The 25,473-nt window shown below is 74.7% G+C and carries 20 protein-coding genes; 9 read left to right on the forward strand and 11 right to left on the reverse strand.

Annotation, left to right across the window (positions count from 1 at the left end):
* Positions 1-122: 122 nt before the first annotated feature.
* From IF09_RS0114560 to IF09_RS0114570, 3 genes are read right to left on the reverse strand one after another with little or no spacing between them, the layout of a single operon-like run.
* Positions 123-1,088: an ABC transporter ATP-binding protein gene (locus IF09_RS0114560; protein WP_030295668.1), complete on the reverse strand. Its 966-nt coding sequence runs from the start codon at positions 1,086-1,088 to the stop codon at positions 123-125.
* A complete protein-coding gene (locus IF09_RS0114565) occupies positions 1,085-3,868 on the reverse strand; it encodes a hypothetical protein (protein WP_030295670.1) in 2,784 nt (927 codons plus the stop codon). Before IF09_RS0114565 ends, IF09_RS0114560 begins: the two co-directional genes overlap by 4 nt.
* Complete coding sequence (locus IF09_RS0114570; protein ID WP_051832446.1) at positions 3,865-7,140, reverse strand: ABC transporter permease; 3,276 nt, start codon at positions 7,138-7,140, stop codon at positions 3,865-3,867. Before IF09_RS0114570 ends, IF09_RS0114565 begins: the two co-directional genes overlap by 4 nt.
* A gap of 180 nt (positions 7,141-7,320) precedes the next feature.
* On the opposite strand from IF09_RS0114570, the gene IF09_RS0114575 reads away from it, so the two are divergent.
* Positions 7,321-8,031 carry an ABC transporter ATP-binding protein gene (locus IF09_RS0114575; protein ID WP_030295673.1) on the forward strand — a complete coding sequence of 237 codons (711 nt, stop codon included), beginning with the start codon at positions 7,321-7,323 and terminating at the stop codon, positions 8,029-8,031.
* Positions 8,032-8,079: 48 nt separating this feature from the next.
* Here IF09_RS0114575 and IF09_RS0114580 read toward each other — a convergent pair whose 3' ends face one another.
* Positions 8,080-9,708, reverse strand: a complete 1,629-nt coding sequence (locus IF09_RS0114580) for a hypothetical protein (protein WP_030295674.1) — start codon at positions 9,706-9,708, stop codon at positions 8,080-8,082.
* Complete coding sequence (locus IF09_RS0114585) at positions 9,705-10,592, reverse strand: LysR family transcriptional regulator (protein WP_030295675.1); 888 nt, start codon at positions 10,590-10,592, stop codon at positions 9,705-9,707. Before IF09_RS0114585 ends, IF09_RS0114580 begins: the two co-directional genes overlap by 4 nt.
* A 71-nt stretch (positions 10,593-10,663) precedes the next feature.
* On the opposite strand from IF09_RS0114585, the gene IF09_RS0114590 reads away from it, so the two are divergent.
* Positions 10,664-11,509, forward strand: a complete 846-nt coding sequence (locus tag IF09_RS0114590) for an NAD-dependent epimerase/dehydratase family protein (RefSeq protein WP_037634853.1) — start codon at positions 10,664-10,666, stop codon at positions 11,507-11,509.
* A 288-nt stretch (positions 11,510-11,797) separates the two neighbouring features.
* On the opposite strand, the gene IF09_RS0114595 is transcribed toward IF09_RS0114590, so the two are convergent.
* Positions 11,798-12,286 carry a hypothetical protein gene (locus IF09_RS0114595; RefSeq protein WP_158709969.1) on the reverse strand — a complete coding sequence of 163 codons (489 nt, stop codon included), beginning with the start codon at positions 12,284-12,286 and terminating at the stop codon, positions 11,798-11,800.
* A gap of 150 nt (positions 12,287-12,436) precedes the next feature.
* Between IF09_RS0114595 and IF09_RS0114600 the strand changes: the two genes are divergently transcribed.
* Both IF09_RS0114600 and IF09_RS0114605 read left to right on the forward strand, forming a co-directional pair.
* Positions 12,437-13,507: a DUF2330 domain-containing protein gene (locus tag IF09_RS0114600; RefSeq protein ID WP_030295681.1), complete on the forward strand. Its 1,071-nt coding sequence runs from the start codon at positions 12,437-12,439 to the stop codon at positions 13,505-13,507.
* A gap of 147 nt (positions 13,508-13,654) precedes the next feature.
* Complete coding sequence (locus IF09_RS0114605; RefSeq protein ID WP_030295685.1) at positions 13,655-14,395, forward strand: class I SAM-dependent methyltransferase; 741 nt, start codon at positions 13,655-13,657, stop codon at positions 14,393-14,395.
* Positions 14,396-14,468: 73 nt separating this feature from the next.
* Here the strand turns inward: IF09_RS0114605 and IF09_RS0114610 are convergent, their stop codons facing one another.
* From IF09_RS0114610 to IF09_RS0114620, 3 genes are all read right to left on the reverse strand, one after another.
* The gene (locus IF09_RS0114610; RefSeq protein ID WP_051832447.1) at positions 14,469-16,079 is read right to left on the reverse strand and encodes a carboxylesterase/lipase family protein; all 1,611 of its coding nucleotides are present in this window, start codon (positions 16,077-16,079) and stop codon (positions 14,469-14,471) included.
* Positions 16,076-17,002, reverse strand: coding sequence for a 5'/3'-nucleotidase SurE (gene surE, locus IF09_RS41720; RefSeq protein ID WP_051832448.1), 927 nt, complete (start codon positions 17,000-17,002; stop codon positions 16,076-16,078). Before surE ends, IF09_RS0114610 begins: the two co-directional genes overlap by 4 nt.
* Positions 17,003-17,152: 150 nt before the next feature.
* Positions 17,153-18,400, reverse strand: coding sequence for an MFS transporter (locus IF09_RS0114620; protein ID WP_030295691.1), 1,248 nt, complete (start codon positions 18,398-18,400; stop codon positions 17,153-17,155).
* Between the two features lie 577 nt (positions 18,401-18,977).
* On the opposite strand from IF09_RS0114620, the gene IF09_RS0114625 reads away from it, so the two are divergent.
* The 4 genes from IF09_RS0114625 (at position 18,978) to IF09_RS46345 (ending at position 22,770) form a co-directional block, all read left to right on the forward strand.
* The gene (locus tag IF09_RS0114625) at positions 18,978-19,709 is read left to right on the forward strand and encodes a phosphatase PAP2 family protein (protein WP_051832449.1); all 732 of its coding nucleotides are present in this window, start codon (positions 18,978-18,980) and stop codon (positions 19,707-19,709) included.
* A gap of 125 nt (positions 19,710-19,834) precedes the next feature.
* On the forward strand, positions 19,835-21,385 hold the full coding sequence (locus tag IF09_RS0114630) for a carboxylesterase/lipase family protein (RefSeq protein WP_051832450.1): 1,551 nt from the start codon (positions 19,835-19,837) through the stop codon (positions 21,383-21,385).
* 58 nt (positions 21,386-21,443) lie between these two features.
* The gene (locus tag IF09_RS0114635) at positions 21,444-22,469 is read left to right on the forward strand and encodes a LacI family DNA-binding transcriptional regulator (RefSeq protein WP_030295696.1); all 1,026 of its coding nucleotides are present in this window, start codon (positions 21,444-21,446) and stop codon (positions 22,467-22,469) included.
* Positions 22,470-22,626: 157 nt separating this feature from the next.
* A complete protein-coding gene (locus IF09_RS46345) occupies positions 22,627-22,770 on the forward strand; it encodes a hypothetical protein (protein WP_199920440.1) in 144 nt (47 codons plus the stop codon).
* Positions 22,771-22,795: 25 nt separating this feature from the next.
* Here the strand turns inward: IF09_RS46345 and IF09_RS0114645 are convergent, their stop codons facing one another.
* On the reverse strand, positions 22,796-23,566 hold the full coding sequence (locus IF09_RS0114645; protein WP_063607378.1) for a phosphatase PAP2 family protein: 771 nt from the start codon (positions 23,564-23,566) through the stop codon (positions 22,796-22,798).
* Between the two features lie 78 nt (positions 23,567-23,644).
* A complete protein-coding gene (locus IF09_RS0114650) occupies positions 23,645-24,613 on the reverse strand; it encodes an alpha/beta hydrolase (RefSeq protein ID WP_030295699.1) in 969 nt (322 codons plus the stop codon).
* 248 nt (positions 24,614-24,861) lie between these two features.
* Here IF09_RS0114650 and IF09_RS0114655 point away from each other — a divergent pair, with 248 nt between their 5' ends.
* The gene (locus IF09_RS0114655; protein ID WP_051832451.1) at positions 24,862-25,398 is read left to right on the forward strand and encodes an ATP-binding protein; all 537 of its coding nucleotides are present in this window, start codon (positions 24,862-24,864) and stop codon (positions 25,396-25,398) included.
* Positions 25,399-25,473: the final 75 nt, after the last annotated feature.

Genomic DNA, 25,473 nt, shown 5'->3' on the forward strand with positions numbered 1-25,473 from the left:
GAGGCCCTAACGACACCCGCCCCACGGAAGTGACGCCCACCAGGCCCTTCGCCATGGGCTCGCGCATGCCGTACGGGTCGGCCGGGCCGGGCCGGGTCATCGTCAGGACGGCCGACCCCGGCTCATGCCGGGTCCTGCGTGGAGTCGGGGCGGATTTCTATGTGGTCCGGGGCCAGGTCGACCGCCACGCGGTGTTCCATGCCCAGGGCCTCCAGGAACTTGTGCGGGAGCTGCACGCGGCCGGTCCGGTCCAGCATCACGTACTCGCGCTCGCTCACCGACTCCGTGCCGTGCTCGTCGGTGACCGTGCGGCGCAGCACCTCGCTGCTGGTGCGGCCGTCGCGGATGGCCACCGTACGGCGGACCTCGCCCGCGACGAGCGGGTCGTGCGTCACGATGACGACCGTGGCGCCGAGCTCCCGGTTCACCGTGCGGAACGCCTCGAAGATCGCGGCGCCGGTCTCGGAGTCGAGCTCGCCGGTGGGCTCGTCCGCGAGGAGGACCGGCGGGTTGTTGGCCATGGCGACGGCGACGGCCACGCGCTGCTGCTCGCCGCCGGACAGCTGCGCGGGGCGGCGGTCGGCAAGGTGGCCGATCCCGAGGGCTTCGAGGAGGTCCGTGACGCGGGCGGCATGGCGTTTCGCCGCACCGCGCCGCGTACCGCCCGTCAACTGGAGTGGCACCGCGATGTTCTGAGCTGCCGTCAGGAACGGCAGGAGGTTGCGGGCCGTCTGCTGCCAGACGAAGCCCACTGCCTCACGGCGGTAGCGCAGGGTGTCCTTCGCGGACATCTCCAGCAGGTTGAAGCCGCCGACGGTCGCGGTGCCCGCGGTGGGCACGTCCAGGCCCGCCAGGATGTTGAGCAGGGTGGACTTGCCGCTGCCGGAGGCGCCGACGAGCGCCACCAGATCCCCCTGGGCGACGGTCAGTTCCAGCCCCTGCAGGGCCTGCACCTCGATGCCGTCACTGCTGAAGATCCGGACCAGCCGGTCGCAGGCGATCGCCGTGTCCGCCCCGATGCTCCGGGGCCCGGCGGCGGCCAGGGCCTGCCGGCGCAGCTCTTCGTAGGTCGGCTGGTCGCTGTTCAACGCTGGTCTCCCGCTCTCAACTCGGTGGTGATCTGGCGCCGCCCGGTCACGGCCGCCTCGGCGAGCACGGCCGCCGCGACCAGGCCCGCGAGGATCAGGGCCTGCGTCAGCACGGGCCACAAGGCCGGCCGTACGCCGGTGTGCGCACGCGTGCCGACCAGCGCGGACAAGTCCACGGCCGGCCCCAGCAGGGCCACGGCGGCCGCCGCGGCCAACGCCCCGCCCAGTGCGGCGGCCAGGGCCTGGGGCAGCGCCTCCGTGAGGATCAACGCCACGCCCTGCCGGGGACGCAGGCCCATGGTCCGCAGCCGCGCGAGCAGCGCCGCCCGTTCGGGCGCGGCCCGGACCATGGTGAGCAGGACGGCGAGCAGCGCGAGGCCTTCCGCGCCGGCCACCGACGCCCGGAACAGCCGGGCCGCCGAGCGCCCCAGCGGTTCGCGCGCCAGCCGGGCGTACTCGTCGGCGCTGGTGTGCACGGCCCAGCCCTCGAAGGCCGGGCTCCGGGGCGCCCCCCGGACCAGCTCGTCCAGCGCTGCCTTGTCCGGGGAGCCGAGTGCGAACCACCGGGTCGGATGCGTCGTCTGGGCGACCGCCGCCGTGGCCGGGCCGGCCGGCAGGACGAGGAAGGAGCCTTCGACGCCCGGCAGGGCGGGCGTGCCCTCCACCACTCCCGCCCCCTTCACCGGCAACGCCCCGGTGTTGTCCAGGCGCAGCTCGTGCGGGCCGGGGCCGGCCAGCCGGGCGAAGTCGCGGCTGAACAGGGCGGGTACCGGCGCTCCGGCGCCGCCGCCCGCCAGCCGGGCCGGGTCGAACTCGCCCCACCCCACGGCCCGGGCCAGCTGCGCGTACGTCACCGGGTCGGCGACGACCACCCGCACCTTGGTGGAACCCTGCTCGGTGCCGAAGACGAACGCGTCGTCGTCCGTCCACACCGGTACGGACAGCCGTACCCCGGGCAGTGCGGCGGCGGCCTCGAGGAAGGGCTGCGGAAGGATCTCCCCGTAGGGCGCGGTGACCTGCGCGTCGCCGCCCACGTTCACCCGCGCCACCTCGCGCCTGGCGCTGTCCACGGTGGCGAGGACGGCGGCCCCGAAGCCTCCCGTGGTGATCGCGAGCAGCAGGGCGACCACCGGCAGTACGGAGGGACGGCGCCGGCCGCCGGTGCCGCGTGCGGCCCGGGCCAGCCCGAGGAAGCCGATCAGCCCGGACCGCCGCCCGGCGAGCCAGGCCAGCGCTCCGACGAGGGCGGGTACGAGCCGTGCCAGGACCAGGCCGCCGCACAGGGCGAGCAACAGCGGGGCGGCGACGAGCAGCGGGTCCACGCCCTGCCCGGCCGGGGTGACCCCGCGCAGCCGGACCTCGAACACGGCGGCGCCGGTCGCGACGAGGACGAGCAGCTCGCCGGCCAGCCGGCGCCGGGGGCGCGGACCGCGCCGTGCGGACAGCACCACGGCGGCCCGTACGGGGAAGGCGAGCAGCGCGAACAGCGCGGTGGCCGACGCGGCGAGCAGGGTGGCCGTCCACCGCGGGGTGGGCAGCAGCAGTACGGCCAGCGAGGTCGCGAGCGCGGCGGCCGGAAGGACGGTGACCGCGCCCTCGCCGAGCAGGCGGAGCAGGATGCCGCGGCGGGACCCGCCGCGGGCGTGCAGCAGCCGCAGTTCGTCCGCGCGCCGGTCGCCGGTGAGCGCGCCGGCCAGGCAGAACACCACGAGGGCCACCCCGGCGACCCCCGCCGGGCCGATCGCGGCGAGCGGTGCGGCGGCCGCCTCCCGGGCCCGGGCCTGGGTGAACAGCGCCGGCAGCCCCGAACCGACCCGCAGCCTGGGCCGTCCCGTGACCCGCGCCAGGTCGGTGGCGGTCTGCCCGGCCGTGTACGCCGTGATCCGGAGTCCGGTGGCGGGCAGTTGGTCGGCGCGGAGCACGTCCGTGTCCACCGGGAGCCGCCAGAACTCCTCGGCCTGCCCGCCCCATGCGCCGAGGCGTGCGAGTGAGTCCGGCCCGATGAGGGCGGAGGCCTCCCAGTACATCTCCGGCAGCGGCTTGCGGGTGTACCGCTGACAGGCATGGGTGGGGCAGGGCAGGTCGGTCCAGAAGACGTCCGCCTCGTCGTGCGCGGCAAAGAGGCCGACGACCTCGGCGCTCATGCCGTCGGATGTGCCCGAGGAGCTCTGCAGCACCGTGCCGACCTTGGCACCGAGGGTCTGAGCGGCCTGTTGCGGCAGCGCGACGGGGACCGGGCCGCCGGGCGTCCCGCCGCCCGGCCAGCGTCCCTCCACGAGGCGTACGTGCTCCTCGGCCCCGTGGACGTGCATCAGGTGGAGGATCGGCGAGACCTTCTCGGGGCGGGCCAGTTCGGGGTTGTCGAGGGAGCGCGGCCTGACGCCCCGGGCGCCGTACACCGGCCCGCTCGGCGCAATGCGGTATCCGGGGCCGGTCCGGGCGAGCAGGGCGGCCAGTGCCGTGTCCAAGCCCTCGGGGCTCTGCGGCCCGTCCTGCGCGGGGGAGGTGACCAGCACGCTGGTCGCGCTCGCGCCGCGGTCGCGCAGGAAGGAGCGCAGCCCCTGATCGGCGCCGCGGTCCATGGCGCGCGGCAGCGCGGCCGACAGCAGCACGGCGACGAACGCCAGCGCTGCGGCGAGCACGGCGGTCAGCGGCGCCGCACTCAGCCGGGTACGCACCCAGGGCGCCGGGCGGATCCCGGACGGAGGCGGCGTACCGGCCCGGGCGCCGGGCGGGGACTCGGGCGCGGTGCCGGCATCCGGCGTGGCCGGGCTGGTCATGTCTCCTCCACGTACCGCAGCCCTGCGGCCACATCTCGGTCACGTCGGCCGCCGGCCAGGGCCGACAGCAGCGGGAGCACGGCGATCGCGACGGCCAGCAGCAGCGTCCGGCCGTCGGGCAGATCCACCACCACGGGCGGCAGCGGGCGGCGGCCGGCCGGTGTCAGCACCATCAGCGGCACGACCAGGTGCACGATCGCGGCGCCCAGCCCCACCCCCACGGCACTGCCGAGGCCCACCAGGACCAGAGCCTCGGCGGCAGCCGTGCGGGCCAGGCTCCGCCGGGGCGCACCGAGCGCCGACAACACGGTGAACTCCCGGGTCCGCTCCCGAGCGGCCGCCGCGGACGAGGCCGCGAAGCCGATCGCGGCCAGGACCGCACACACGAGGGCGAGGGCGGCCAGCGCACTCTGCGGACCCGCGCTCAGCGGATCGTCCAGCAGTTCGGCGGCCACCTCCTCGCGCAGCTGCACCTTCTGCAGGCCGGCGCCCGAGCGCAGTTCGGCGGCCGCCCGTGCAGGGCGAGGATCGCCGGCGGAGGCCGCCGGGAGCCACCATTCGGTGGGCGGTGGGAGCGCGCGCCCGTTCTCGGCCGCGAACTTCCGCCCCAGGGCCGCCAGATCGACGGCCAGCGCGGTGTCTCCGGCCACGGGCAGCGAGCCCACGGCCGCGGTCACCCGGACCCGCAGGGCCGAGTCGCCGAACCGGGCGGGGATCGTATCGCCCACCTTCGCTCCTACGGCGGCGAGGTAGCCGGGCGTGGCGATGCCCGGGAGTTCGCCGGCGGCCGGGGGCGTGCCGGCGGGGGTCAGCAGGACGCTGACGCCGCCCAGGGCGCCGGTCCCCCCGCGGTAGCTCATCCGCAACAGCTCCGAGCCGTCGGCGGCAGCCGGAACCTGCACGGCGGTTCCGTCCTTGACGCCCGGCGCCGACAGCGTCCAGCGGGCCGGCGCGGACGGGGGGAGGGGGACGGCTGCGCCGCTCGCCGTGTCGGAGACGGAGATCCGGCGGACGGCCAGCTCTGCGGCGGACGGCCGGAACCCTCCGGGTTGCGGCATCGGGTCGGAGTACCCGACCGTCATGCCGACGAGGCTCAGCGGTGCGGCGGCCGACCCGAGGGGGGCATCGGTCAGGGAGCCCAGATGCGCGGAGAGCGTCGCCTCGCCGTCGGAGGGGACCGTCATCACCGGCGTCCGGAAGGTGAGGCCGAACCGGTCGCGCAGCAGCAGCGAGATGCCGGGATTGCCGTCCTGCCGCCCGCGCAGGGTCACGTCTACGTCGATCCGCACGGGTGCGCCGGGCAGCGCGATCCCGCCGGAAGCGGGGGCGCCCGCGTCGGCGGCGAGCGGGGTGAACAGTTCGGCCATCGGGCGCCCGTCCCGCAGATCGGCCCGCAGCGGTACCCGTTCCGCCACGGCTGCGGCGTCCAGCGCGAGCAACTCCCCGGGCCTACCGCCCGCCAGCTCCTGCTGCTCTCGGATCACCGGGATCACCCGGTCGCCGCCGGGCAGCGCCGAGTACCGGCCGCCCTGGCCCATGGCGGACAGATCCGCGCCGGAGATCCGCAGCCCGCCCGCGGTGGCGAACTCGGCCTGGTCGCGCTGGGAGGCGGACCACGCGCTGTGCTGGCCGAGGGCCAGCACCCCGCTGGAGACGGCGAGGACGAGGAGCAGCACCGGCCCGGTGGCGCGACCGGGACGCCGGGCGAGCTGCCAGCCGACCAGCGCCGGTCCGAGGCCGCGCCCGCGCGCCGCGAGCCGCCCGCCCAGCCGGGCCGCGGCGAACGGCAGCAGCCGCAGCACGAGCAGGGTGCCGGCGCACAGCGCGAGGCTCGGTGCGGCGACCAGCACCGGGTCGATGCCCAGCGCACCGGACGCGCCGGAGGCCCCGGGGCCGCCCGTCCCGTGCCCGGCGTCGTGGTACCGGGACAGCTGCTGGTACGCGAGGACGGCCAGCGCCACCAGCACCAGGTCCGCTCCGGAACGGGTGGCCCGCGCGGTGAGCAGCTGCCGGCCGCGCGCGCCGCGCAGGGCCGCGGCCGCCGCGCCGCGCAGTACGGCGGGCAGCGCGGTCAGCAGGACACAGGCGAAGGCGCAGCCCGCCGCGACCGGCCACAGCAGCCAGGTCCCGGAGCTCTCCAGCGGCACGCGGGACAGCGGGCCGAAACCGGCGAGCAGCCGCAGCAGCGGAGGGGTGAGCAGAGGTGCGAGGACGGCGGCCGGCAGCGCGAGCAGCAGGCCTTCCGCCGCGGTGAGGGCTCCGAGGCGGCGCCGGGAGGCCCCGCGAGCGGCGAGCAGCAGGCGCTCGGTCTCCTGCCGGCCCGTCACGAGGTGGGAGACGAGCAGCAGTGCGGCCGCGGCCAGGACCGTGAGCTGCAGTGCGCCCACCAGCAGTGTGGACCGGGCGACGAGCAGCCCGGACTCCAGTTCGCCGAGCAGTTCCGGCAGTTCGGTCCTGACGTGGAGCCCCGAGGCGCCGGTGAGGGCCTCCGCCGCCTCGGCGGCGGAGGCCCGGAGGACTCTGCTCTCGGCGACGCGGACGGTGGCGAAGTCGGGGGTGAGGAGGGAGTCACGGCTGTTCTGGACCAGTCCGCCGGCACCGAAGACGGTGTCGTCCACGAGCAGCGGTCCGTACGTGGTGAAGCTGCCGACCTGGAACTCCCGGCCGCCGAGCGGGTCGAGCCGCCAGTACGCGGCGTCGGGGTCGGCCGCGCGGTACACGCCCGTGATCACCACGGTGAGCGGGCCGCCGCCGTACCGGTCGTCGAGCCGTACCTCGGCGGGGAGCGCGCCCGGTGCCAGCCCGAGCCGGGTCAGGGCCGCCTGCGGGACGGCCGCCTGCACCCGCCCGCCCGGCGCGGCGGCCGGCTCGGGCCACTGCCCGGAGACCAGGCGTACGCGGTCCCGGGCGAGGGCCGCGAGCAGCGTCAGGTCGGCGTCCCTGCCGGGGGCGCGGGGGCCGGGCAGCCCGTACGAGCGGCTGCGCGCCACGCTCTCGACGGTGACCGGCAGCCGGCCGAACACCTCGTCGGAGAAGGCCCGTACGGCCTCGTCGTCCTTGCTGCGCGCGGCCGCCGGATGCTCGCCGGTGACCAGGACGGTGGTCCGGGTCTGGCCCGGTGCCTGGAGCGCCCGGCGCAGCCCGGCCTCGCCCACGCCGCGGTTGAACGCGAGCAGCGCGGTCAGCACGGTCGTGGTGATCAGTACGGTCAGCAGTACGGCGGCGGCGAGCGGCAGTCGCCCCCGGAGCCGGCGCACGACGAAGCCGAGCATGTGCCGCTTTCCTCCCCCATCCGGACCGCTGGTACCGGATAGCGGACGATGCTGTCAGATTTGCATGCAGAGCGGAAGGGACCGGAGGATACTTGCGCGAACGATGTGACGGATGAGCAAATTCGAAAGGGCGGGATGTCAGACGGTGTCCGCCGGGCCGATTCCAGGGGGATCCAGACCATGACGCAGCATCAGACCGGCACGGCAGCGCCCATGGTGGTGGTGCAGGACCTCCACCGGAGCTTCGGCAGCGGACCCCGGGCCGTCCACGCGCTGCGCGGGGTCTCGTTCGAGATTCGCCACGGCGAACTCGCCGCGCTCAAGGGCCGGTCCGGCTCCGGCAAGACCACGGTGCTCAATCTGGTCGGCGGCCTCGACACCCCGACCGGGGGCACGGTCACGCTCGACGGCACCGATCTCGCCGGGCTGGACGAGGCGGCCCTGCTCGCCCTGCGCCGCGACCGGATCGGCTTCGTCTTCCAGTCCTTCGGGCTGATCCCCGTACTGACCGCCCTCGAGAACGTCGGCATCCCGATGCGGATGCGCAAGGTACCGGCGCATCAGCGCGAGGAGCGCGCCCGTACCCTGCTGGCCCTGGTGGGCCTGGCCGACCACATGGACCAGCGCCCCGGCGAGCTCTCCGGCGGCCAGCAGCAGCGGGTCGCCGTCGCCCGCGCCCTGGCCAACGAGCCCGCGCTGATCATCGCGGACGAGCCGACCGGACAGCTCGACTCCGAGACCGGCCGTTCGATCATGCAGCTGCTGCGCGCGGTGGTCCGCAGCGAGGGCGTCACCGTCCTGGTCGCCACCCACGACCAGAACCTGATCGAACTCGCCGACCGCGTGGTGGAGTTGCGCGACGGCCGGATCGTCGACGGCCCGGACGCCTGAGCCGGCCCCTACCCGGCCCCCTCGAGGTGCGTGCTTCCCTCGAGAGCCTCACGGCCGAGGGCCCGACACCTCGCCCCCTCGCCCCCACCGGTCCGTGAGCAGGTCCGCCATCACGTCGACCGGAAGGGAGGGGTTGGCGGCCGCCGCCCGGGCCACCTCGGGATCGGTGTCCGCGAGCAGGCCGACGAGGACCGCCGGGGGCAGGGCCGGGTGACCGGCGGCGCGCGGCCTGGCCTTCTCGTCGGCGAGGCAGGGCAGCAGGGCCTCGGCCGTCGCATTCGGGTGGCCGGCGATCTCGCGGAACACCCGCCGCACCGGCGGATCGTGCCGGGCCAGGTCCTCCAGCAGGGCCGGCGGGGCGTCCGGGTTCGCCGCCACCCGTGCGAGGACCCGTACGCCGTGCAGCCCGACCATGGCGCGCAGCTGCTCCTCGGACAGGCCCGGATGCGGGGCTATGGCCTTGACCACCGCCGCATCCGGGTCTCTTGCCAGGGCGTCGCGCAACTCCGGTGCCAGATCGTGCCGTTGGGCGACGAGCATCCGTACGCGGGCGTCCGCCGAGGCGGCCGCGTCCGCGAGCTCGGCGGGCGTGGCGTCGGCGATCCGCGGCACCAGGGCCGGCCCGATCCGGGTTGCGCGGGCCAGGGACGCGAGGACGTCGAGCGGCACCCGCGGGTGCCGGGCGAGGCTCTGGGTCACCTCGTCCCCGGCGGTTGCGCCTTTGCCGCCCTTTCCGCCGCTCCCGCAGCGCGAGGCCAGGGCGCGGATCAGCGGTTCGCCGATCGCGGGGTTCGCGGCCGCCTCGGACCGGACCCCCGGTATCGGGTCCTGGGCGAGCCGTGCGTACAACTCCTGTGACAGATCGGTCCGTTCGGCCAGCGCCCAGCGGATCAGCATCGACGGGTGGCCGGCCAGGGAGGCCGCGGCGGCGGTCGGCGTGGCCGGGTTCCGCGCGGCCTGCTGCCGGATCTCGTGCAGGGTGGACTCGTGCCCGCCCGCGCAGGCGGCGCCGCCGCGCAGGTCGCAGTCCGTCCGGGCGCAGTACGGATCGTGCGTGAAGGGGATCTCCTCGCGGTCGCAGACCAGGCAGGAGCGGGCCGGAGCGAGCCCCTCGCCGGTGATCAACGCCGCCAGCGCAGCGGGCGGTGTCGCCTCGTTGGACGCGGCTCCCCTGCGCACCTCGGCATGCGGATGTGCCGCGAGGCGCTCGGCGACGGACGGCTCGGCCGTCCACAGAGCCAGTTCCGCGACCACCTCGACCTCCGGATCGGCGGCGAGCGCCTCCAGCACGTCGAGCGGCAGACCGGGCCGGGAGGCCAGCCTCGCGCGAACCTGCCGGTCCGGATGGGCCGCCAGCAGGCGGGCCCGGTCGGGCGGTCCGGCGCCCGCGCCCAGCAGGGCGAGGGCCACCGCAGGCCGGGCCGCCGGGTCCACGTCGGCGGCGTCCAGCACGCCCGCGTGCGCGAGATGGAGCGCGGTGTCCTCGTCGCAGGCGGCGAGTGCGCGGACCTGGGCGGACCCCAGGTCGGTGCGCTCGCTCAGGGCTTGGGCGAGGTCCGCGTCGGCCTCGTCCGGGCCCGCGGCCGCACGCGCGATCAGGCCGTCGATCAGCCGGTCGAGCAGCTCGGCCGGCAGCGCCGGATTGGCCGCGAGACCGGACAGGAGGTGCCCGTTCACCGCTCCACCGCCGTTTCGGCCAGCGCCGCCGTCAACGCCTCCGCGTACGGGTGCGGGCGCCGCCGCCGCGGGGTGACGACCCCGATGTGGCGGGCGGGGCGCGGCGGGTCGACCCGTACGACCGCGAGCGCGGCCGCGGGGGCCAGCGACACGTGCGGGATCAGCGCGACGCCGACGCCCGCGGCCACCAGGGTCTGTGCGAAGAAGTAGTCGGTGGTGGAGGCCGCCACCCGGAGGCCGAAGCCGGCGAGCCCCGCGTACCGGTGCAGGAAGGCCTCCGTCTTGAGGCAGCCGAGCACCCACCGGTCGGCGGCCAGTTCGGCGAGGCCGAGCGAGGCGCGGCCGGCGTGCCGGTGTTCGCGCGGCAGCACCAGCCACAGCGGATCGTCCATCAGCGGCGTCCAGTCGAGCCCTTCCCGCAGGGGCAGCGGACCGTCGAAGTGATAGGTGAGGGCCAGGTCGGCGGCGCCGCTGCGCACCATCGGCACCGCGGTCTCCGGTTCGGCCTCCCGTACGGTCAGCTCGACTTCGGGGTGCGCGGCCACGAACCGGGCCAGCGCCGCCGGCAGCAGATGCCGGCCGCCGCTGGTGAACGTGGCGACCGTCAGCCGGGGCCGCTGCGCCGTCAGCCGGTCGATCTCGTGGCGGACCTGGTCCAGCTCGGCGGAGATCGTCTCCGCCGCCTCCACCAGCAGTCGCCCCGGCTCGGTCAGGGTCACCCCGCGGGTGCTGCGCACCGCCACCGGGTGGCCCAGGCTCCGCTCCAGCGAGGCGATGTGCTGCGAGACGGCCGACGGGGTCAGCCGCAGCGCCCCGGCCGCCTTGTTGAAGCTGCCGTGCTCGGCGACGGCACGCAGGATCCGCAGCCGCTGCACATCGATCATCAGTTTTCCTTCATACCCGTTCAGCAGGTGATCGGTTCTGCTGGGGACCATACAGCGGCACAGTCGAAGCCATGCAGAAGATTCTCGTGATCGGCGGAAGCCGGTACTTCGGAAAGCACCTGGTCACCCTCCTGCGCGATGCGGACGACGAGGTCACCGTCCTCAACCGGGGCTCCGCCGCCCCGCCGCCCGGCGTGGGCCGTCTCATCGCCGACCGCGACGACGCGGCGCAGCTGATCGCCGCCCTGGGCGCGCGCACCTTCGACACCGTCGTCGACCAGGTCTGCTACACACCGCTGCAGGCCGCCGTCGCCCGCCGGGTCTTCGCCGGCCGGACCGCGCGGTACGTGATGACCTCCACGATGGAGGTGTACGACCCCGCGCCGCCCACCCCCGAGGCCCGCGCCTACGCCGAGGGCAAGCGGCAGGCCGAGGCCGTCTTCCGCGGCGCGGGGGAAGCCGGCAGCCCTTTCGGCTTCGCCGCCGTACGGACCGCGCACGTCCTCGGCGGCGGCCGGGAGGAGTTCACCGGGCGCCTCGCGCACTACGTCGGGCGGATCGCCGCCGGAACCCCGGTGGACGTCCACGCGGCCCCGCACCCCACCTCGTTCATCCATCACCGGGAGATCGCGCGCTTCCTCCAGTGGGCGGCGGGGCAGTCCTTCACCGGTGCGGTCGACGCCGCCTCCCACGGGGCGCTCGACGTCCTCGGGCTGTGCGAGCTGGTCGCGGACCGGGTCGGCCGGCCCGTGCGCCACCGGATCGTCGAACAGGGCGCCCCCGCCTCGCCGTTCTCCTTCGACCGCGCCTACGCCCTGGACAACGGCCGGGCCGCCGGCCTGGGTTTCGGCTTCGGCCGGGTCGCGGACTGGCTGCGCGGGGCGATCGCCGAGGAGCTCGCCGAGGCGGCCCGTTGACCCCTCACCCTCGCCGCGGCTGGTCGTCGACCCGGTCGTCGGCGGTTCGCCGGCGGCCCATGTCCCGTTCGCCGAGCGTTTCGGCGCCGCGGTGCGCGACTGCGTGGCCGTGGAGGACCCGCCCGGCGGTGCGGCCTCCGCGGAGGCCGCCGGGTGCGGGGTGCTGGTGGTCCCGTCGCTGCTGGAGGTGCCGGCTTCACCCGTACGGACCTTCGCGCGGTCCTCGGCGGACGTCACTCCGGAGGTGCTGCGGGGCTGCCTCGGCGGGGGTGTTCCGCGGCAGGACCGTCAGGATCTTCCCGAGCCCAGGCCGAGCAGTTCCACGACGCCGTCCACGTAGGCTGCCGACACGGAGCCCGGAGCTGCGGCCGCCGCGCGGCGCAGCGAGGGCAGGGAGGCGCGGACATGCGCCGCGCACTGCCCGTACAGCCCGGCCTCGTGCGAGGATCCGTCGTCCTCGGCGCCGAGCAGGGACAGCAGCGTCCACAGCAGCGCCTCGCGCGTGGCCAGCCGCGGCGGGCCCGCCGACCAGACGGCCATCAGCACCCCGCACACCGCCGGCGCGGGCGGGTGCAGCTGCCCGGACAGGAAGGCGTGGCCCTCCAACGCGCGGAAGGCGGCCGGGTGTCCCTCGGCAGCCGCCCACAAGGTGTCCACGAGATGCCCCGCGCCGCGGCCGCAGCCGCACGCGACGGTCTCCCAGTCGTGCCGGGCGATCTCCGCCCCCACCGCGTCGGGCACCAAGGGGCTGCTGCGCGGCTTGTCCGTCCCTCTCATGCGAGCAGTATGGGGATCGGGAACCGGCCTGACCAGGGGGTTCCGCCAGTCGGAACGGCCCCGTGACCAGCCCCGGGAGCGGGGCCCGGATGAGACCCGGATCATGGCCGGAACCGGATCACCGGGGCCCACGTCTGAGACCCCGTGTGGATGAAACGAAGAATTGCCGCCCTGCTGCTGGCCCTGCTCGCGACGCAACTGGGCTCCCTGATCAGCCCGGCCTACGCCTGCGGATGCGGGGCGATGATCCCCGAGGGCTACGCCCGCATCGGCGTCGAACGGGAGACCTCCGTCGTGCGCTTCGACGGCCGTACGGAACAGATCGTGATGCGGTTCGTCGTCCGCGGGGACGCCCCGCGCGCGGCCTGGATCATGCCGGTACCCGGGCGGGCCACGGTGGAGCTGGGCGACGGGGAGATGTTCCGGGAGCTGACCTGGCTGACCCGGCCCGAGTTCAAGACCCGCAGCTACTTCTGGCCGCGCGACCGTGACTGGCCGTTCTCCTCCACCACGGGAGACTCTGCGGGAGCCCCGCTGCCCGGCGCGGGCGCCCCCTCGGTCGGCGTCGTCGGCCGCGAGCAGCTCGGCGACTTCGACGTCGCCCGCCTCACCGCGACCGACCCCGACGCACTGCGCAATTGGCTGGAAACCAACGGCTTCAAGCTGCCCGATGGACTCGCCGCCGAGCTGAAGCCGTACGTAGACCAGAAGTGGGAGTACGTCGCCGTACGCCTCGCCCCCCGGCAGCAGGGCAAGACCCTGCAGGGCACCCTCGACCCGCTGAAGATCCGCTTCGACAGCAACCGGCTGGTCTACCCGATGCGGCTGTCCCGGCTGGCCAAGACCCCGCAGTCCCTCGGGCTGTACATCCTGGCCGACCACCGCATGGAGCCTGCCTCCCCGATCGGCGGCGCCAAGCCGAAGGTCACCTTCGCCGGGATGGTCACCCCGGAGGACGGCCTCGCCACGCTCACCGGCGGCAAGCCGGCGTTCCTGACGGCGATCGACCAGGAGTTCCCGGATCCGGGCCGCATCGACGGCGACCACGAACTGCGCCCCACGGCCGCCGACACCCCGTACCGCAAGGTCATCTACACCGGCGAACTGCTCACCGTCGGCGGGGTCCCGGCCTGGCTGCTGACGGTGGCGGCCGCCCTCGTCGCCCTCGCGGCGGTCACGTTCACCGTGCGCCGCCGAAGGTCCCGTACCCGGAGCGCCTGACGGGACGACATCTGGATCTTTGTGGGTTCTGCCCATACGGCGGTCCGTCACGGTTCAGTGAGACTGCCAGCCAGAGGAAGCGGCGTGTCCCGGGAACGGGGGGCGTCCGTTGCCGAAGGCATGACGGACCACGGGGAGGACAGCACGATGGGCGGACAGCAGTACGACGAGATCGGTGAGGCGTTCGAGGGGTTCAAGTCGCTGCCGATGATGCGGTACGGGGAGGTGCCGAGCTTCCTGGGCCTGGTCGGGGACGTGAGCGGCAAGTCGGTCCTCGACCTGGCGTGCGGGACCGGTTTCTACAGCAGGGAGTTCAAGCGGCGCGGCGCCGCGGACGTCTACGGCGTCGACATCTCCGTCGAGATGATCTCCGCGGCGCGGGAGATCGAGCAGCGCGACCCGCTGGGTGTGCGCTACGGGGTCGGTGACGTGGCCGAACTGCCGCCCCTCGACCCGCGCTTCGACATCGCGCTGGGAGTGCAGTGCCTCAACTACGCCGAGGACATCGCCACCATGGAGCGGATGTGCCGCAACATCCACCGGAGCCTGGTGGCGGGCGGGGAGTTCTTCGTGCTCGCGCAGAACCCCGACTACCGGTTCGACTGTCCCTCCCTGGAGGCCTACGGGTTCCGTTGCGAGCCGGCCGGCGAGATCGAGACGGGTACGCGCGTGCGGGTCACCGCCCTCCTCGACCCGCAGCCGATCAGCATCGTCTCCTCGGCCCCGCGCAGCGAGGTCTACGAAGCGTGCCTGCGGGCGGCCGGGTTCAGCGAGATCACCTGGGTCCCGCTGGAGGTGTCCGACGCCGGCATCCGTGAGTTCGGCAAGGAGTTCTGGGCGGACCTCCTCGCGTACCCGCCGCTCGCGATGCTGCGCTGCCGCGCCTGACCTCGCGCCACGGGGGTGACAAGGCCGCGGCCCGGGATCGTCGGGATCCCGGGCCGCGGCCGCCCTCGGCCGGTCAGACCGGCCGGGGCGGCTGGGTCCGCCAGAACGTGCACTGGTGGTCCGACCCGAACGAGGCGCCCGTCCGCGTCGCCGTGGGGTTGAGGGTGAGGACCGTGGCCCCGGACCCGGTCGGCGGCCACGCCGTCTGCCCCGGCACCGCCGGGACGCCGTAGCGCGCGAACGCACCCCAGTAGCGCTTCAGCCGTGTCGCGAACGCGACCTGCTCCGTGGTCAGCGGCCGGTCGCCCATGGTGAAGTCGTGCAGATAGGCCAGCTCGGCACTGTGCGCATTGGACTCGTCGATACCGGGTACCTGCGCCCCGGCCAGCGTCGGCGAGTCCGGGTCGTCGAACTCGTAAAAATAAGTGGGGACTTGGGCGGCGAACAGCTGGGCCGTCCACGCCGTCTGGCAGGCGAACGCCGAGTCCGTCATCACAGCTGACAGCGCCAGGTACGGCGACCCGTACGCCGACACCGGATAGCGGGCGAGCACCTCGGGCCCGGCGGCCCCGTACCCCGCCAGGACCTGCGCCGTGTACTGCTCCTGCGTCAGGTACGGCTGCGTCAGCGCGACGAACAGGCGCGCCTCGGAGCGGGTGCTCCCGATCAGCACCGGCACCTTGTTCCAGTTCCCGCTCCCGATGGCCGTCGCCGGATCGACGGGCAGCAGCCCGTCGCCGGACGCCGGCCCCGAGGTGGGCACCGTACGGGCCGCCTCGACCAGCACCGGCCCGGGAGCGGCCCGAAGGCACCCGGCCAGCGCCGCCGGATCCGTACAGCCCGCGGCCGCCGCGAAGGCCCGCGCCTGCGACTCGGCCCGCGCGCCGTCCGGCGGACGCAGCAGCGTGCACGGCCCGCTCTGCAGCACCGCGCGGTGGAACAGCCCGGCCGCCGACGGCGCGGCCAGCAGCGCACAGACGGAACCGCTGCCCGCGGACTGGCCGGAGACCGTGACGTTCCCGGGGTTCCCGCCGAACGCGGCGATGTTCTCCCGGGTCCAGCGCAGCGCCGCCATCTGGTCCATCAGCCCGAAGGAGCCGGAGCGCTGCGCGTTCTCCCCGGCGAGCTCGGGCAGCCCGAGATAACCGAGCTGCCCCAGCCGGTAGTTGATGCTGACCACGACACTGCCGGTGAGATCGGCCATCGTTCGGCCGCCGAACTGCGTACCCGTGCCCTGGCTGTACGCACCCCCGTGCACCCACACGATCACCGGCAGCCCGGCTCCGGGCCGGGCCGTGCGGGGCCGGTACACGTCGAGGTACAGGCAGTCCTCGCTGACGGCCTGCGGATCCTGCAGCCCGAACGGCGAGAACTGCAGGCACGCCGGGGCCTGTCGGACCGCCTCGCGGACCCCGGTCCAGCGGCGCGGCGGCTGCGGCGCGCGCAGCCGCGCGTCCCCGACCGGGGGAGCGGCGTAGGGGACGCCGAGGAACTCCTGGGCGCCGTCGTGATTCTGTCCGCGCAGCACGCCCTGTGCGACGGTGGCCTGTGGGTGCGCGGACCCGCCCGGCGGAGCCGCCGTGGCCGCTGCCGCGGGAAGCGCCGGGGTGAGCAGGGCCGCCAGCGCACAGGCGGCGGCGAGCAGCGACCGCGCCGTACGCGGCCGCCTTCGGGGCCGTCTCATGGGCGGAGTCCGGCGATGAGGGCCGAAGTGACCGCGAAGTCGGCCGGCCCGGTGTTCCAGTCGGCGTTCATCGGGCTGACGGCGATCTTGCCGGCGCTCACCGCCTCCACGTCCCCGCCCTTGGCGGCCGGCTGCGGGCGGAACTGTACGTTCACCTTCCAGGTGCCGTCCCCGGAGTCGGTGAAGTCCGGCTGGAGCGGGGCCTGCGGGTCCTGGAAGGTCGCCGCCACACCGGCCGCGGTGCCCTTGCCGTCCGCGCCGACGACGGGATGGTTGATGTTCAGGCCCACGCCCTCCGGCAGCAGCGGGCCCGACCGTGCCCGGCTGCGCAGCCGGTCGATCAGCTTCACCGCGAAGTCCATCGTCGGGCCCATCGCGTTGACCGTGGCGGTGGGGTCGGGGACGGCCATGCCGCCGGTGCTCAGCGCGATCGCCGGGACACCGCTCTCGAGGGCGGCGACGGCGCCGCCGACCGTGCCGGAGTGGGTGGCGAGCCCGGCCACGTTCGGGCCGAAGTTGGTCCCGGAGACCACCAGGTCGGGGGCCTGTCCCGCGAAGACCTCGGAGAGGCCGAAGGCGACGGAGTCGCCGGGCGTGCCGTCCACGGCCCACACCTTCGGCTCGGGGTGCTTCACCGCGATGGTGGGGGCGCTCGTCATCTTCGTGCCGGTGCCGCTCTGGTTGGTGAGCGGGGCGACGATCGTGACGTCGTGCCCGGCGGCCGTCAGCTGCTCGAACGCCTTGCGGATGCCGGGCGCGTTGTAGCCGTCGTCGTTCGTGAGCAGGATCCGCAGCGGTGCCGCGGGCGCCGCCGTACTCGCTGCGGGCGCGGTCTGCGGCGAGGCGACCGCGGGCGCCGTACCCGCGAGGGTTGCGGTGCACACGAGGAGGACGGCCGGCGGCAGAACTCGCTTGCGTCTCACAGAGAACTCCTTGGATGGGGAGGGAAGGCGAAGGTGCGGTACAGGAGGGTGGTGTGGTGCAGGACCGGCGGGCGCACGACCCTCGGCATGCGCCCGCCGGAGTTCGAGCCGGGCCGCCGCGATGCGGCAACGGCGGCCCGGCGCAGCGGGTCAGCGCACGCTGCGGATCGGGAGGATGGCGAGTGCGCCGATCAGCGACAGGGCCCCGCCGACCAGGAAGAGCGGGGTGTATCCGCCGAGCGCGGTCACCACGGCCGAGGCGACGAAGGGGGCGATGATCTGAGGTCCGGCGTTCGCGATGTTCAGGACGCCCATGTCGCGGGCGGCATCCTCGGCCCGGGGCAGGACCAGGGTGACGAGCGCGGTGTCGACGGCCATGAAGCAGCCGAACGCGAGCCCGTTCAGCGCGCTGAAGACGAGCATGCCGGTCCAGGTGGGGCTGATGACGGGGACGACCATGACGAGTCCGGCGAGCGCGGCCGAGACACCGACGAACACCTTGCGGCGGTCCCACCGGTCGGACAGCATCCCGCCCACCACGGTCGAGAGGGCCATGGCGACCATCGACACGGGGGTCAGCACCGCCATCGCAGCGGGCGGCGTCAGCCCGTCGGGCAGGCTGATGTGGTCGTCCAGGATGTACAGCTGGTAGCCGACGACGGAGAAGTAGCCGAGGACCATCAGGGCCCGGCCGATGAACGCCCACCGGAAGTCATGGTTCGCCAACGCCGAGAGGAAGGCGGCCAGTTGGGCTCGCTTCGGGACGGCGGCCGGGGCGGGACCGGTGCGCGGGACGTCCCGGCAGAGGAGCGTGAGCAGCAGCGCCGAAACGGCGACGATCGCGCCGAAGACCAGGTACCCGGTCTGCAGGTGGTCCGCGGTCTTGGAGGCGATCAGCACCCCGACCGTGCCGCCGATCGGCAGGCCCAGCCCGACCAGCGCGGAAGCGGTGCCGCGCCGGGCGACGGGCACCCGGTCGGGGACGATCGCGGTGACCGCGGCCTGGTAGACGTTCATGGTGGCCTGGACGAGGCACCAGCCGATGCCGACGAGCAGCGCGGTGGTCGCGTACCCGACGAAGGCCAGGGCGGCGAGCGAGGCGAAGGCGCCTCCGAGGATCCACGGGTTGCGACGGCCGCTGCGGTCGGAGAGGGCGCCGGCGATCGGGTTGAAGGCGGTCGCGAAGACGGCGCTGATCCCGCCGATGACGCCGAGTACGGCGACCTTGTTGGCGGGGTCGATCTCCGCGACCTGAGTGGGCAGCAGGATCGATCCGACGCCCATGTAGACCGCCAGCAGGGCGGAGTTCGCGACCAGCAGCAGGGGCAGGAGCGCGCGCTGGCGGGGAGGTTCGGGATCCGCCGGGGCGGGCGAATCGATCAGTTCGTTCTGGGCCATGACGACTCCTCGGGGGACGGGGCGAGAAGGGGTGCGGAGGCTCGGCGCGGAGGGCCCGTGGCGGAGAGGGGTGCACCGTGCGGGGGGCTGCGGCGAGGTGCTGCCGCCTGGGGAAGGCTCGGCGGGCGGCGGGGGTCCACGTGGGGTTGTTACACGTGTCACCTTCGGCGCTTGGACACTGTGTAGCACCCATCGCGGGGCATCGCCAGAGGCTGAGTGGTGGTGATGTGCGGATCGTGACCGACCGGCAGGCGGCACTGCGAGGACGTGTAACCACTACCTCATGGCCACTGAGCAGGGCTGTTGTGTCCGGAATCCCTCTTGCGCTTGTGGCGACGGTCACGCATCCGCAATACTCCGTGCCGCGTCGCGAGGCCCCCCGTCGCCGCTCACCGCAGGAGCCCGCGGCCGGCGTCCCCGGTCCCGCGCCGCCGGTCCCGGCTCCCCTGCCCCTGGCCGTCGGTCAACCCTGGCCGTCGGTCAACCCCGGCCTTCGGCCCTCGTGAAGTCCTCCACCGCCTGTGCCTGCTCTCCGCGTGCCCCCACCGCCCGGGGAGACCACCGTGAAAGGCCTGCCATGCCACGCTCCTCCGCCGTGCCCCGGTTCGGGCACCGTGCATCCCCGCCCCTGATCCCCGCTCCCCGGCACCACCTCCCGGCACCCCCGCCGCGCCATGCGGTCGCCGTCGGAGCCGGCCTCCTGCTCGGGTCGCTGCTGATCGGCCTCTTGGTCTCGGTCGGCGAACGCGCGTACTTCCAGGGGCTCGACGACGGCTGGGCCGCGTCGATGACCGGCTCGCGCGACGACGCCCTCACCGGCCTCGCCACCGTCTTCGACCGCCTCGGCGGCCCGCTGGGCATGGTCCTGCCGCTCGGTCTGATCGGCTGCCTCTGCGTCTACGGGCGCTGGCGGTCCGGGCTGTTCGCCCTCGCCGTCGGCGTCGTGGCGAACATGGTCCTGGTGCTCCCGCTCAAGCAGCTCGTCGACCGTCCCCGCCCGCCGCATCCGTGGGTCCTGGTGAACGACGGCTCGTTCCCCTCCGGCCAGGTGTTCAGTGCCGTGACGCTGGTGTTCGCGGCCGCCGTCCTGGTCTTTCCCCCGCGGGTGCGCCGCTGGTGGTGGCTCTTCGCGGTGCTGTACGTCGTCGCCATGATGGCCAGCCGGACCTGGCTGCACGCCCAGTGGCTCAGCGACACCGTCGCCGGGGCGCTGGCCGGCGCCGGGAGCTGCATGCTGCTGTGGAGGGCGTTCGCGCCGCTGCTGCGGATCGAGGCCGAGCGGGTCGCGTCCGACAGCCTGTGGCTGTGAGGGGCGCAGGCAGGCGGTCTATCGAGAATCATTGACGGTCGTCCAATATTCGCCATAACCCCGTGACCGGGGCCGGCGTGCCTCCATCGCACCGCCGGCCCCCGGAACGACGAAGGAAGGGCCTCATGGCACACACCGAGAACCGCACCCCGCCGCCCGTGGTCGACCTCCCCGCAGGTCGACTGCGCGGGGCCATCGAAGACGGGCTCTGCGTCTTCCGGGCGGTCCCGTACGCCGCACCCCCCGTCGGCGACGAGCGCTGGCGGCCCGCCCGGCCGCATCCCGGCTGGAGCGGCACGCGCGATGCGAGCGCCGACGGCCCCAGCGCCCCGCAGATGTACGTGGAGGGTGGTGATCCGGTCCTCGGCGGCCACGGGTCGCCCCCCTTCGACGAGGACTGCCTCACTCTCAATGTCTGGACACCCGCGGCCGACGACGCCCGCCGTCCCGTACTGCTGTGGATCCACGGCGGCGGCTTCGTCTCGGGGTCGGGCTCGCTGCCCGGATACGGCGGCGAGACCTTCGCGCGGGACGGCGACCTGGTGTTCGTCGGCATCAACTACCGCATCGGGCCGCTCGGTTACCTCCCCCCGGAGGGCGACGGCGGCGCCGAGGGAGACGAGGTGGCCAACCCCTGGCTGTCCGACCAGCTTGCGGCCCTGTACTGGGTGAAGGAGAACATCGCCTCCTTCGGCGGCGACCCCGACCACATCACCGTCGCCGGCCAGTCCGGCGGCGCCGTCTCCACCGCGGCCCTCGCCGGGCACCCGCAGGCCGCCGGCCTGATCCGCCGGGTGATCCTGCAGAGCCCGCCGTTCGGGCTCGACCTCCCCGACCCCGACGCGTACCGGGAGCGCACCGAGGCCTATCGGGAACTGGCCGGCGCCAAGACCGCGCAGGAGCTGCGCGCACTGCCCTGGCCGGCCCTGATCGGCGCGGCCGGCGGCCTGTTCGCCCGCACGATGCGGTGGGGCCACTGGCCGACGCCGTTCCTGCCCGTGGTCGACGGGGTCACCCTCGAGCGCCATCCGGCACAGGCCCTGCTGCACGGGGCCGCAGCCGGCATCGACGTCATGATCGGGTGGACCCGCGAGGAGGCCAACTTCGGCTTCGGCCTCGACGAGGGGTACGCGGGCGCCACCCGCGAGCAGGTGACCGACCGGATCGCGGAGACCTTCGGGGCCGAGGCCGCCCCCGAGGTCTACGCCGCGTACGCAGCGGCCCGCCCCGGCGCCGGTCCGGCCGGCGTCCTCATGGACCTGATCACGGACGAGCTCTTCCGGGTCCCCTCCGTCGGGCTGGCCGAGGCCAGGGCCGGTTCGGGGCATCCCGTCTGGGCCTACCAGTTCGACCTGCCCACGCCCGCGTACGAGGGCCGGCTCGGCGCCGCGCACTGCCTCGAGCTCCCCTTCGTCTTCGACAACTTCGAGCAGTGGGCGCACGCCCCCTTCCTCACCGGGCTCGCCCCCACCGTCCGCGACGGCCTCGCACGGACCATGCACCGGGCCTGGATCGCCTTCGTCCGCACCGGCGACCCGAACCACCCCGGCATGCCGCAGTGGCAGCCGTACGGTGCGCAGACGCGCACCACGATGCGCTTCGACTCGGCCGTCACCGCCTTCGACGACCTCGCAGGGCCCTCGCGCCGCCTGCACGAAGCCCGCGGGGGCCGATGATCTAACTCGTGTAACCTGGGAGGAGAGGTGTCGGTCGACCCAAGGAGCACCGAGGACCATGCCCAGGGAGCCCAGGGAAACGAGCACCCCCGCGTCGCCCGTGTCGATCACCAGCGCCGACGTGGCCCGGCTGGCCGGGGTGTCACGCGCCACCGTGTCGTTCGTCCTGAACGACACCCCCGGCCACCGCGTCAGCGAGGGCACCCGTACGCGGGTGCTCGACGCCGCCCGGCAGCTCGGCTACGTACCGCACGCCGCGGCCCGGTCCCTGCGGGCCGGGCGCAGCAACCTCGTCCTGATGCCCGCTTCGATCTCCGCGGCCGGCCGGCTCGTGAGCGACTGGGTCGACGACCTGCACAGTGAGCTCGACCGGCACGGCTACACGGCCGTCCTGCACGCGGGCCGCTTCGCCGACCCCCTCGACGCCGCCCGGGCCTGGGCCGAACTGCGCCCGGTGGCCGTCGTCGCACTCGACGGCGACCGCTTCACCGCCCGGGCCGCCGAGCTGCTGAGCCGCGCCGGTGTGCGCGGCCTGCTGGCGTTCGCCGCCCGCCCGGTGGAGGGCGTCCACACCATCGGCTTCGACCACGCCGACATCGGCGCCACCGCGGCCGAGCACCTCATCGCCCGCGGCCGCAGCAGGATCGGCGTGGTCATGCCCCAGGAGCGCGGCCTCGGCACCCTCGCCGCCCCGCGCCTCGCCGGGGCCGAGTCGGTCGCGGCCCGGCACATGGCCACGGTGACCCCGGTCGAGCTCTCGTACACCAGGGAGTCCGCGACGGCCCTCGCCCGGCGCTGGCCGAGCCTGGGCCTGGACGCGGTCTTCGCGTACAACGACGAGTACGCGGCGCTGCTCCTGCACGCTCTTCAGGCCGAGGGCATCGCCGTACCGGACGAGGTCGCGATCGTCGGTTCCGACGACCTGGTCCTCGCCTCCCTCCAGCAACCGCCCCTCACGACGGTCCGCCTGGACCTGCCGTCGGCAGCCGGCGTCGCCGACGCCCTGCACGAGCTGATCGAGACGGGGAAGACGCCCCCGGTCCCCGCCATAGAGGCCCTCCTCATCCACCGCGCCACGTCCTGACAGACCCGCCCGCCGGCGCCGTGCCGTTTCCCGGGCGTGCCCGTGCACATGGGCCGGCGCGACAGGTCCCGCCCCCGCGGCGCAGCCGGGACGGGGCGGGACCGCACGGGGTCGTGGACGCCGTCCCGGCGGGGGTGGGCCGGCATCAGGGCGTGCGGTGAGCGCCGCGCCCGGACTCGCTGCCACCCGCGTCGTCCGTTCGGCCGGGTCCGTACCGCTCTACGCCCTCATCGCCGTCGCCGGTGCCTTCCCCGAACTCGCCGGCCACACCGGCCTGAGCCCCATCAGGCCGAAGCCCTGATGCCGATCGGACCGATCGTCCTGGGTCACTCGCCGGCCTGGCGCTTCATGGCGGGAGAGGGCCGCGCCGACACCCCGTGGGCCGAAAGGGACGAGGCCGGTCGTGCCCCTCGTTCGTGCTCCCGGGCGAGGGCGGGGGAGAAGGCCCACCACGCCAGCAGTGCGGCCCCCGCGCCGGCCGCTGCGCCGGCCACCGTGTCGGTGAGCCAGTGGGCGTGGAGCCAGGTGCGGCTCCACATCATGGCCAGGGTGAACACCACGCCTCCGGCCCACCAGGCCCGCCTCCGGGCCGCCGGGACCAGCAGGACGCCGGCCAGTACGACGAGCAGGGCCGCCCCCGCCGCATGCCCCGACGGGAAGGAGCCGTGGTCGACGCGGACCAGCGGGTGCGCCGGGCGCGGGCGGTCCACCAGGTGCTTGAGCGTCTGCACCGCCAGCATGCTGCCCACGAGATGGACCCCGAGCAGGAAGCCCGCCGAGGTCCAGCGTCTGCGGACGAGCAGGAAGACCAGCATCCCCAGCGGTACGACGGCGCCCAGCGGGCCGCCGAACCAGTCGAGGGCGGCCGCCAGGGCCGCGGGGAGCCCGCCGTGCGGGCCGCCCATCCAGCGCAGCCACTGTTCGTCCAAGCCCTGGAACGGCGGGTTCGCGACGTCCGTACGGACGGTGAGGGCCAGTGCTGCGGCCAGTCCGAGCAGCAGCACGGCCAGGAGCAGGGTGCCGGGGCGGCGAGGCCGGCCCGCCGCCCCGGGCCGGGCCGCGGTGGGGCGGGCCGAAGTGAGTGTGTGCCGGGACATGACTGCCTTTCGACGTACGCGTGGGGGCGCGGCCCAGCCGCGCCCCCACGATGGGACAGGTGTGGTCAGGACCCGGGTTCAGGCCCCCGCGCCCAGGTGCCGGGCCAGGAACGCGACGCTCTCCGCGACGATCGCGGGGATGTCGGGGGAGCCGAGGAAGATGTGGTCGGCGCCCTCCACGGGCTGCAGCGCCACCTCGCCTCCCGCGCCCGTCAGGGCCTCGGCGAGGGCCTCGCTCTGGCTGTACGGGACGAGCCCGTCCGCGGTCCCGTGCACCAGCAGGAACGGCGGCGGGTTCGAGCCGGGGACCGCGTACGTGACCGGGCTCGCGGCCCGCGCCGGCTCCGCCTGCTCGGCCACGGGAACGCCCAGCAGGGCCTCGTACGGGTTGGGGAACTCGGCGCCGGTCGGCATCGGCATCGGCAGCGGGTGCGCGGCCAGGGCGGGCAGGTCGTGGACCCCGTACCAGTCGACGACGGCCAGGACGCCGGTGTCGCCGGTGCCGACGCCGTGGGCGCCCTCCAGCGCCGCCAGGGTCTCGGCGTCCGTGCTGCCGGGGCGGACGAGGCCGGCGAGCGCGGCCAGGTGGCCGCCCGCCGACTCGCCCCAGACGCCGATCCGGTCCGGGTCGATGCCGAGTGCGGGGGCGAACCGCCGCACGTAGCGGATCGCGGCCTTGACGTCGTGCAGCTGTGCGGGGAACGGGGCCTCGAGGCTGTGCCGGTAGTCGATGGAGACGAGCGCGAGCCCGGCGCCGAGGGCGGCACCGTGCAGCAGGGCGGCGGGCACGGTCGGCGGCGGGTAGCGGCGGTCGCCGTCCAGCCAGCCGCCGCCGTGGATCCAGATCACCGCCGGGAAGGGGCCTTCGCCCGCGGGGAGCTGTACGTCGAGGAGGCGGGGGCGGTAGCCGGGGGTGGTGGCGTACGTGATCCCGTCGAAGCGGCGTATGCCGTCCGCGCCGGTCACGGGCGGTACGGGCTGCTGGAACGGAGGGGGCGGCCAGGTCATGTCGGTGATGTCGAACTCGGCCGGGGGAGACTGCGTCATTTACGGCTCATCCCATTCGGTGTGCGGCCCCGGAGGCCGGCGGGTCCCGGTGCGGGCGGCCCAGGCTTCGTAACGTTTGTCCGAAATGCTTGCGCGGGGCACCGGGGAGGCTTAGCTTGTTACACGTGTAATCACGGACTCTAGCGACGCATTTCCGCTGACTACAAGCCCATCGGGCACCCGAGTTCCCGAGTAGTTACACGAGACACTGGCGGGACGGCGTCGCATTCCCCCTCCGGGAGTACGTCATGTTCACCGCCGCCGCCCTTCCTGCCGGGGCTGCCCCGGCCGCCGCCGTGCCCGCACGGGCCGCCGGTGGCCCGGCCTCGGCCCCGGCTCGGACCCCGGCCCCGGCTCCCGCCCGGGTCCGGGGCTTCGCCCACTGGGTGGTCGAGCCCACCGCGGTCGCCGTCCCGCAGGTGCGGGCTCGTGTCCGGGCGGTGCTGGAGGGCTGGCGCATCGCCGCCGAGCCGGCGGATGTCCTGCTGCTGGCCGTCAGCGAACTCGCCGGGAACGTCGTCCGGCACGCGGCCGCCGCCACCGCGTGGATGCGGGTCGGGGTGAGCTTCGGCGGGGGATGGCTGCGACTGGAGGTCGCCGACCGCGGGTCCCGGCTGCGCGGGTTGCCCCATCCCGCCACCGAGATCGACCCGGATGCCGAAAGCGGCCGCGGGCTGCTGATCGTCCAGCTGCTCGCGGCCGAGGCGGGCGGCGAACTCTCGGTTGCGACGCGCGAGTTCGGCACCTCCCTGTGCGTGTGCCTGCCGGGCGCCCCGGCCGCCTGAACCGGTTCGCGGATGGTCCGGAGGCCGCCCGGCGTCCCTCGAAATATCGAGGAATGTTGACGGACGCAAAATTAT

This window comes from Streptomyces katrae, assembly GCF_000717655.1.
In the GTDB taxonomy this organism is placed as follows: domain Bacteria; phylum Actinomycetota; class Actinomycetes; order Streptomycetales; family Streptomycetaceae; genus Streptomyces; species Streptomyces katrae_B.

Coding starts and splice junctions, on each gene's coding strand:
- IF09_RS0114630 (WP_051832450.1), top strand. CDS start 19,835: ATGGCACACACCGAGAACCGCACCCCGCCGCCCGTGGTCGACCTCCCC.
- IF09_RS0114575 (WP_030295673.1), top strand. CDS start 7,321: ATGACGCAGCATCAGACCGGCACGGCAGCGCCCATGGTGGTGGTGCAG.
- IF09_RS0114590 (WP_037634853.1), top strand. CDS start 10,664: ATGCAGAAGATTCTCGTGATCGGCGGAAGCCGGTACTTCGGAAAGCAC.
- IF09_RS0114595 (WP_158709969.1), bottom strand. CDS start 12,286: ATGAGAGGGACGGACAAGCCGCGCAGCAGCCCCTTGGTGCCCGACGCG.
- IF09_RS0114605 (WP_030295685.1), top strand. CDS start 13,655: ATGGGCGGACAGCAGTACGACGAGATCGGTGAGGCGTTCGAGGGGTTC.
- IF09_RS0114565 (WP_030295670.1), bottom strand. CDS start 3,868: ATGACCAGCCCGGCCACGCCGGATGCCGGCACCGCGCCCGAGTCCCCG.
- IF09_RS0114610 (WP_051832447.1), bottom strand. CDS start 16,079: ATGAGACGGCCCCGAAGGCGGCCGCGTACGGCGCGGTCGCTGCTCGCC.
- IF09_RS0114600 (WP_030295681.1), top strand. CDS start 12,437: ATGAAACGAAGAATTGCCGCCCTGCTGCTGGCCCTGCTCGCGACGCAA.
- IF09_RS0114655 (WP_051832451.1), top strand. CDS start 24,862: ATGTTCACCGCCGCCGCCCTTCCTGCCGGGGCTGCCCCGGCCGCCGCC.
- IF09_RS0114635 (WP_030295696.1), top strand. CDS start 21,444: ATGCCCAGGGAGCCCAGGGAAACGAGCACCCCCGCGTCGCCCGTGTCG.
- IF09_RS0114645 (WP_063607378.1), bottom strand. CDS start 23,566: ATGTCCCGGCACACACTCACTTCGGCCCGCCCCACCGCGGCCCGGCCC.
- IF09_RS0114570 (WP_051832446.1), bottom strand. CDS start 7,140: ATGCTCGGCTTCGTCGTGCGCCGGCTCCGGGGGCGACTGCCGCTCGCC.
- IF09_RS0114625 (WP_051832449.1), top strand. CDS start 18,978: ATGCCACGCTCCTCCGCCGTGCCCCGGTTCGGGCACCGTGCATCCCCG.
- IF09_RS0114585 (WP_030295675.1), bottom strand. CDS start 10,592: ATGATCGATGTGCAGCGGCTGCGGATCCTGCGTGCCGTCGCCGAGCAC.
- IF09_RS0114650 (WP_030295699.1), bottom strand. CDS start 24,613: ATGACGCAGTCTCCCCCGGCCGAGTTCGACATCACCGACATGACCTGG.
- IF09_RS0114620 (WP_030295691.1), bottom strand. CDS start 18,400: ATGGCCCAGAACGAACTGATCGATTCGCCCGCCCCGGCGGATCCCGAA.